The sequence below is a fragment of the Streptomyces sp. SPB074 genome, assembly GCF_000154905.1.
In the GTDB taxonomy this organism is placed as follows: Bacteria; Actinomycetota; Actinomycetes; order Streptomycetales; family Streptomycetaceae; genus Streptomyces.
Genome location: NZ_GG770539.1, coordinates 2,168,172 through 2,175,034, shown reverse-complemented (window position 1 = coordinate 2,175,034; position 6,863 = coordinate 2,168,172). Strand labels below are relative to the sequence as shown.

Here is a 6,863-nt window from a genome sequence, read left to right as displayed (position 1 = left end):
GCGCGCCGTGCCCGTCGCGTCCGCGAGGACGGGCGCGAGCGGTTCGGCGGGCAGCCTTGTCCGCCTCGCGGAGCTTCGCCCACTCGGGCGCGTCCGGCCAGTCGCCGCCGCCGAGCCCGTCCCACACGGCCTGGATGTTGCCGTGCTCCTCGTCCACGCGGTACGCGCTCACCGCGTACCGCGCGCCGGGGACGAGTCCCGTCACGCGGACGGTGGCCGAGCGGCCGAGCGCGGCGGCGCCCGCGACCTTCGACTGGTCGAGCGTGCCGTTCCACACGAGCACGTCCACCGTCGAGCCGTCCTCGGCGCGCGTCGCGAGCGCCTCGACGGTCGCGTCCGCGCCGTCCCCGCGCACGGCCACCGGGGCGCGCCCGCCCGCGAGGCGGTTGAGCAGCCACAGCGCCCAGAAGCGCGGCTTGCGCAGGTTGCCGACGGTGAGCAGCCCGAAGCCGCCGTGGAAGAGCTTCGGCGGCCAGCCCAGCTCCTCGAACTGGTCGCTCGCCACCCAGTAGGCGAGCGCGTCCGTCGAGGCGAGCGCCGACTTCATGCCGCGCAGCACGAATGGCGCGGAGAAGACGGCGTCGCTCACCGGGTTGAAGTGGGTCGGCGTGACGCCCCACTCGGTCCACAGGATCTCCGGCTCGGGCCGCCCGGTCGCCTCGGCGTAGGCGCGGGTGAGCGGGCGGAAGTCGAGGGGCGCGTTCCCGTACGTGTGCGTCGAGACGAAGTCGACGGGCAGGTCCTCGGCGCGGCAGTACTCCAGGAGCGCGCCGACCCAGCCGGCCGCGGCGGAGGAGGGCCCGCCGACCCGGATGCGCGGGTCGGCGGCCTTCACGGCCCGTACCGCGTGGGCGTAGAGCAGGTGGTAGTCGTCCTGGGTGCCGTTCCAGAAGACTTCGAGGTTCGCCTCGTTCCACACCTCGAACTCCCAGCCGGCGACCTCCTCGCGGCCGTAGCGCTCCTGGAGGTGGACGACGAGCGCGTGGCACAGCTCGCCCCAGCGCTCCCAGGACGTGGGCGTGGAGACGAGCGCCTTGTAGTCGAAGACCGTGTACGCCGGGTCCTTCGCCAGCTCCTCCGGCATGAAGGACAGCTCCACGACGGGCTTGAGGCCGGTGGCGAGGAAGCGGTCGTAGACGGCGTCGAGGCCGGAGAAGTCGAAGGTGCCGTCGGGGCGCACCGAGACGGTCTCGGGGAGGAAGGTGCCGTGCGCGCGGACGGCGCGGACGCCGAGTTCGTCCCGTACCGTGCCCAGCGCCTCGTGGTACTCGGCGGCCGTGTCCGAGCCGCCGGGGCCCGGCTTGTCCCACAGCAGGAGCGAGAGGTGCTCGGCGCCGATGATCCGGTTCCACACGCGGGGCAGCGGGCTCGTCGGGGCGGCGGCGTCGACCGCGACCTCGACGGCGGCGGGCGCCTCGCCCGGGGCCTTCGGCGTGCCGGTCACCGTCTCGGCGCCCAGCGGGCCCGCGCCGTCGTCGGTCCAGCTCGCGACCTTGTAGTGGTAGGTGCGGCCGGGCTCCACGAGGGTGTCGGCGTACGGCGGGTGCGGGACGGCGAGGACGTCGCCGCCGAGGTGGTCGAGCGGCGTGAAGGGGCCCTCGGGCGAGTCGGCGCGGTGGACGAGGTAGCCGAGCGCGCCCGCGACGGGCTCCCAGTCGAGCCGTACGAGCCCGGTGCCGTCCTCGGCGCGCAGCCCGGCCGGGGCGGCGACGGCCGCCGTGCCGGTGAGCCGGGTGTCGCTCGGCTTGCCGATGCGCTGCTCCCAGTCGGAGCGCGCGGCGGACTTCTCCGGCACGGCGGTGGGGGCCTGTGGCGCGGTGGGCTGCGCCGGTGCGGCGGGCTTTTCGGGCATGACGAACAGAACCTTTGCTGGGGGGAGGAAGAAGAGGGGGGTACGGGCCGGGGCGCGCGGGGCGGGTCGAGTGCCCCGGGCCCGTACCGGGGATCGCGCGGAGCGGCGTGGCTACTTGAGCCCGGCTGTCGCGAGATCCGGCTTGAAGTGGCGCTGGAGCACGAGGAACACGAGCAGGACCGGCAGGACCACGAGGAGCGAGCCCGCCATCAGGACACCGTTGGAGCCGGCGGCCCGGTTGGGGTCGTTCGCGAAGGTCGCGAGCGCCACGGGGAGCGTGTACTTGTCCGGGTCGTTGGTCGCGATGAGCGGCCACACGAAGTTGTTCCAGGAGCCGAGGAAGGTCAGGATGCCGAGCGTCGCGAGCGCCGGCTTGACCAGCGGCATCACGATGCGCCAGAAGATGAACCACTCGCTCGCGCCGTCCATCCGCGCCGCTTCGAGCAGCTCGTCCGGGATCGACTGCATGAACTGCCGCATGAGGAAGACGCCGAAGGCACCGGCCGCGAAGGGCAGCACCAGGCCCGCGTAGCTGTCGAGCAGGCCGAGCTTGTTCATCAGCACGTACATGGGCAGCAGCATCAGGTTGCCCGGCACCATGAGCGCGGCGAGGACGAGCGCGAAGACCTTGTTGCGGCCGAAGAAGTCGAGCTTCGCGAGCGCGTAGCCGAGCATCGAGCAGAAGACCAGGTTGCAGACGGTCACGAGCGCCGCGACGATCACGGAGTTCATGAAGTACAGCGGCAGGTCGAGCTTGTCGAGCAGCGCGCGGAACTGGTCGAGCGTCCACTCCGAGGGAATCCAGACGGTCTTGGAACCGCCCAGCTCCTTGTCGGTCTTGAAGGCCGAGAGCGCCATCCACAGGAACGGCGCCGCCATGATCAGCAGGCCGACCGACAGGGCGACGTACGTGAGGGGCTTGCACAGGCGTTCGCTCAGCGCGGCCCTGGGCGCCGCGGGGTGTCCCGGGTCCTGGCCCGCGTCGTGGCCGGGGTCGTGGCCGGGGGCCTTCGTGGAGTTCATCCCGGGGTCGCTGGGGGTACGGCGCGGGGCCGGTGTCGTGGCGCTCACTTCGTGTTGTCCTTCAGCAGTCGGAGCTGGAGCACCGTGATGGCCATGATCACTATGAAGAGGACGTACGCCATCGCGCTCGCGTAGCCCATGTGGAAGAAGTTGAAGCCTTCCTTGTACATGTCCAGCGACACGGTGAGGGTGCTGTTGTTGGGGCCGCCCTGCGTCATCACGAAGGGTTCCTCGAAGACGTTGAGGAAGCCGATCGTGGTGATGACCGTCGAGTAGAGCAGCGTGGGGCGCAGCAGCGGGACCGTGATCCTGCGCAGCTCCTGGAGGGCGCCGGCGCCGTCGAGCTTGGCGGCCTCGCGCACTTCCTGCGGGATCGCCTGGAGGCCCGCGATGAGCAGGACCATGACGTTGCCGAGGTTGCGCCACACTGCCATCGCGATCATGGACGGCATCGCGAGGTGCTCGTTGCCGAGGAAGTCGGGCGAGGTGAGCCCGACGGTGTCGAAGAGCCCGGCCACGAGCCCGTCGCCGGGATCGAGCACGAAGCGCCACACGACGGCGACCGCGACGATCGTGGTCACGACGGGCGCGTAGAAACCGACCCGGAAGAAGGTCCGCGCGCGGTCGATGCCGTTGTTGAGCAGGACCGCGACGAGCAGCCCCGCGATGATCGTGACCGGCACCCCGACGACCACGAAGTACCCCGTGTTGAAGAGGGACTTCAGGAACTTCTCGTCCTGGAAGAGGTTGACGTAGTTGTCGAGGCCGATGAACTTCGCGTCGAGCGGGTGCGTCACGTTGGCGAGGCCGAAGTCGGTGAAGCTCATCAGGAGCGTCGCGACGATCGGCAGCGCCATGAAGACGGCGAAGAGGACGAGGAACGGGGTGGAGAAGAGCCAGCCCGCCAGGTGGTGCGTGCGCACCGAACCGCCCCGGCGGGCGGGCCCTGCGTGGCCGCCGCGGCGGCCGTGTCTGCCGTGCTGCTCATGACCGCTTACCCCAGGAGGCTTTCGATCTCGGACTGGGCCTTGTCCAGGGCGGACTTGGCGCTCGCCTTGCCCTGGGTCACCTGCTCGATCGCGTCGTCCACCTTCGAGGAGATCTCCGACCACTTCGCGAGCGCGGGCGAGGTCTTGGAGTTCTCGACCTGCGTGCGGAAGATCTGGAGGTTCTTGTCGGTCGCCAGGTCACCGCTGTCCCAGGCGGAGGTGCGGGCGGGGAGGTCACCGCTCGCCTTGTAGAACTCCGTCTGGCCCTTGGCGCTCGTCAGGTACTTCACGAAGTCCGTGGCGGCGGCTTTGTGGTCGCTGTCCTTGGAGATCGCGAGCGAGGAGCCGCCGGCCATCGAGGTCGCGGACTCGTCGCGCGGGACGGTCGTGATGGCCCACTTGCCCTTGAGGTTCGGGTGGGTCTGGTTGATCGAGCTGATCTGCCAGGGGCCGGAGAAGAACATCGGCACGGAGCCGCTGTCGAAGTCCTTGAGCACGTCGTAGCCGGGCGTGACGCTCTTCTTCGCGAGGCCCTTGCTGAAGTACGAGCCGTACTCCGTGAGCGCGCGGACCGCCTCGGGGCTGTTCACGACGGCCTTCTTGCCGTCGTCGCTGACGATCTGGCCGCCCGCCGAGTACAGGTAGGGGTAGAAGCTCTGCACCGTGTCGGTGCCGGAGGGCTGGATCGAGAGCCCCCACTGCGTACCGGCCTTCTTCTGGTACGCGGTGGCGAGGGTCTTCATGTCCTGCCACGTCTTCGGCGCCGCGGTGATCCCGGCCTTCTCGGCGAGGTCCTTGCGGTAGTAGACGACGCGGGTGTCGACGTACCACGGCACGCCGTACGCCGTGTCGTCCACGACGCCCTGCTTCCAGGAGGCCGGGAAGAAGTCCTTCTCGTGGAAGGTCTTGGTGTCGACCGGCTCCAGGACGCCCAGCTCGGAGAACTCGCCCATGTAGCTCCCGCCCATCTGCGCGATGTCGGGGAGCTTGCTCGCCGCCGCCGCCGAGACGAGCTTCTGGTGGGCGACGTCCCAGCCGACCGGGGTCACCTTGATGGTGATGTTCGGGTGCGACTTCTCGTAGGTCTTGGCGATGTCGGCGAGCTTCTCGCCCTCGGCGCCCATGCCCCAGACCGTGAGGGTCTGCTTCTTGTCGGCGGAGACACCGCCGCCGTCGGAGCCGCCGCAGGCGGCGATGACGACCATGGCGGCGATCGAGGCAGCGGCGACCGTGGTGTTCCGCACGGTCTTCCGGGTGCGGAGTCTCGCGGGGCGGTTCATGACGTGCTCCTCCTTGAGCGGGTTCCTCGCCGGTCCGACGGCGGGAATGTATGCGCTGTCTGTAAGCGCATACATCACTGTGGCGTGAGAGGTGGGGCGTGCGCAAGGGGGGTCTGCGTCACACTTCGTGGATGTTCTGGGGAGGGCGTGTGGGGTCCTGGGGGTGAGGGGTGGGGGAGTGGCTTGCGTTCACATCATCTGAATTGTCCCTCATCGGCCGGATTGGCCGCCGGGGGCCCGCGCACCGGGCGGGGGCCCCGCCGAGCCGTCCGTGCCCGCGCCGGGCGGGGCCCTCGCCGAGTCGTCGGTGCTGGTGGGAGGCCGTAGGGTCGGGGATCATGGAGCACGATGACGACACGCCGTCGCAGGGCGCGGGCGAGAGCCCGTACGGCTTCGACCCCACGTACGGCTACGAGCTGCCCGCCCTGCTCGCCGTGCCCGCGCCCCCGCCGCCCGCGGACTTCGGCGCGTTCTGGGGGCGGCTGCGGGAGCGGGCGCGCGCGGTGGCGACACAGCCCGAGCTGGGGTCGGTCGAGGACGAGCGCGACGGGCTCGTGATCCGCTCCCTCACGTACACCTCGCTCGGCGGGGTGCGGCTCGGCGGCTGGTGCGCGCTGCCGGCCGAGGGCCCGGTGCGGCACGGCTTCGTGATCGGCCACGGCTACGGGGGCAGGGACCGCCCGGGCCCGGACCTGCCGCTGCCGCTCGGGCAGTCGGCGGCGATCCTGCCGTGCGTGCGCGGACTGCCCGCGCGCGGCCTCGTCGAGGGCATCCCTGCGGCGGCGGACGCGCACGTGCTGCACGGCATCGCGCGCCGGGAGACGTCCGTGCTCGGCTTGTGCGTCGCCGACCTGTGGTGCGCCGCGAGCGCGCTCGTCGCGCTGGTGCCCGCGCTCGCCGGGCCACGCCTCGGCTACCTCGGCGAGAGCCTCGGCGGCGGCCTCGGCGCCCTCGCCCTGCCCTGGGACGAGCGCTTCGCCGCCGCGCAGCTCACCGTGCCGACCTTCGGCAACCACCCGCTGCGGCTCACCCTCCCGAGCGTCGGCAGCGGCGAGTCCGTCCGCCGCCACCACGCCGCGCACCCCGAAGTCACCGATGTGCTCACGTACTTCGACGCGGCGACGGCGGCGACGCTGATCCGTGTCCCGACCCTCGTCGCCGCCGCGCTCTACGACCCCGCCGTGCCGCCGCCCGGCCAGTTCGCCGTGCACAACGCGCTCCCGGCGGCCGGTGACCCCTTCCTGCTGCGCGCCGGGCACCACCCGTACGCCGAGGAGGCGACCGACCGCACGGCGCTCGCGCAGGCCCGGACGGACTTCTTCGCGGCGGCCCTGCCGGGTTAGCCCTCGAAGCGCAGGTAGAGCCGCGTGCCGAGGGGGCGGTAGCCGAGCCGTTCGTAGACGCGGCGCGAGTCGTCCCCGGAGAACTCCAGCCAGACGGACTGCGCGCCGAGCGCGAACATGTCGCCCGTGAGCGCCGAGACGACCGCGGCGGCGACGCCCCGGCGGCGGTGCGCGGGGCGCGTGCCGACCCCGCTCAGCTCGGCGGTGCCGAGCGCGGGCTCGGTGCAGCTCGCCCCGCCCGCGCAACTCCCGTCCTCGGCCCGCACGTAGCGGACCGCGCCCCCGTCCTCCAGGGTGCGCCGCAGCCGGGCGGTCCCCTCGGGACTCGGGCTGTCAGGGCCCCCGAACGAGGCGCTGAGGGCCGCGTCGAGCGCCG

At 71.7% G+C, this 6,863-nt stretch carries 6 protein-coding genes; 1 reads left to right on the top strand and 5 read right to left on the bottom strand.

Annotated features, from left to right (window positions below):
• The 4 genes from SSBG_RS08720 to SSBG_RS08705 form a co-directional block, all read right to left on the bottom strand.
• A partial coding sequence (locus SSBG_RS08720) for a GH39 family glycosyl hydrolase (protein ID WP_234010431.1) occupies positions 1-1,852 on the bottom strand: 1,852 nt, incomplete at its 3' end.
• 111 nt (positions 1,853-1,963) lie between these two features.
• On the bottom strand, positions 1,964-2,923 hold the full coding sequence (locus SSBG_RS08715; protein WP_037869288.1) for a carbohydrate ABC transporter permease: 960 nt from the start codon (positions 2,921-2,923) through the stop codon (positions 1,964-1,966).
• Positions 2,920-3,798: a carbohydrate ABC transporter permease gene (locus tag SSBG_RS08710; protein ID WP_008745817.1), complete on the bottom strand. Its 879-nt coding sequence runs from the start codon at positions 3,796-3,798 to the stop codon at positions 2,920-2,922. The genes SSBG_RS08715 and SSBG_RS08710 overlap by 4 nt, the downstream gene beginning before the upstream one ends.
• 71 nt (positions 3,799-3,869) lie before the next feature.
• Complete coding sequence (locus SSBG_RS08705) at positions 3,870-5,144, bottom strand: sugar ABC transporter substrate-binding protein (RefSeq protein WP_037869287.1); 1,275 nt, start codon at positions 5,142-5,144, stop codon at positions 3,870-3,872.
• A gap of 338 nt (positions 5,145-5,482) precedes the next feature.
• On the opposite strand from SSBG_RS08705, the gene SSBG_RS08700 reads away from it, so the two are divergent.
• Complete coding sequence (locus SSBG_RS08700; RefSeq protein WP_008745815.1) at positions 5,483-6,487, top strand: acetylxylan esterase; 1,005 nt, start codon at positions 5,483-5,485, stop codon at positions 6,485-6,487.
• Here SSBG_RS08700 and SSBG_RS08695 read toward each other — a convergent pair.
• Positions 6,484-6,863, bottom strand: a 380-nt coding sequence (locus SSBG_RS08695) for a GNAT family N-acetyltransferase (protein ID WP_037869286.1), incomplete at its 5' end; no start/stop codon positions are given. The two genes, SSBG_RS08700 and SSBG_RS08695, sit on opposite strands and share 4 nt — an antisense overlap.

Bases quoted from the DNA above. Each gene is read 5' to 3' on its own strand.
- SSBG_RS08700 (WP_008745815.1), top strand. From the start codon at position 5,483: ATGGAGCACGATGACGACACGCCGTCGCAGGGCGCGGGCGAGAGCCCG.
- SSBG_RS08705 (WP_037869287.1), bottom strand. From the start codon at position 5,144: ATGAACCGCCCCGCGAGACTCCGCACCCGGAAGACCGTGCGGAACACC.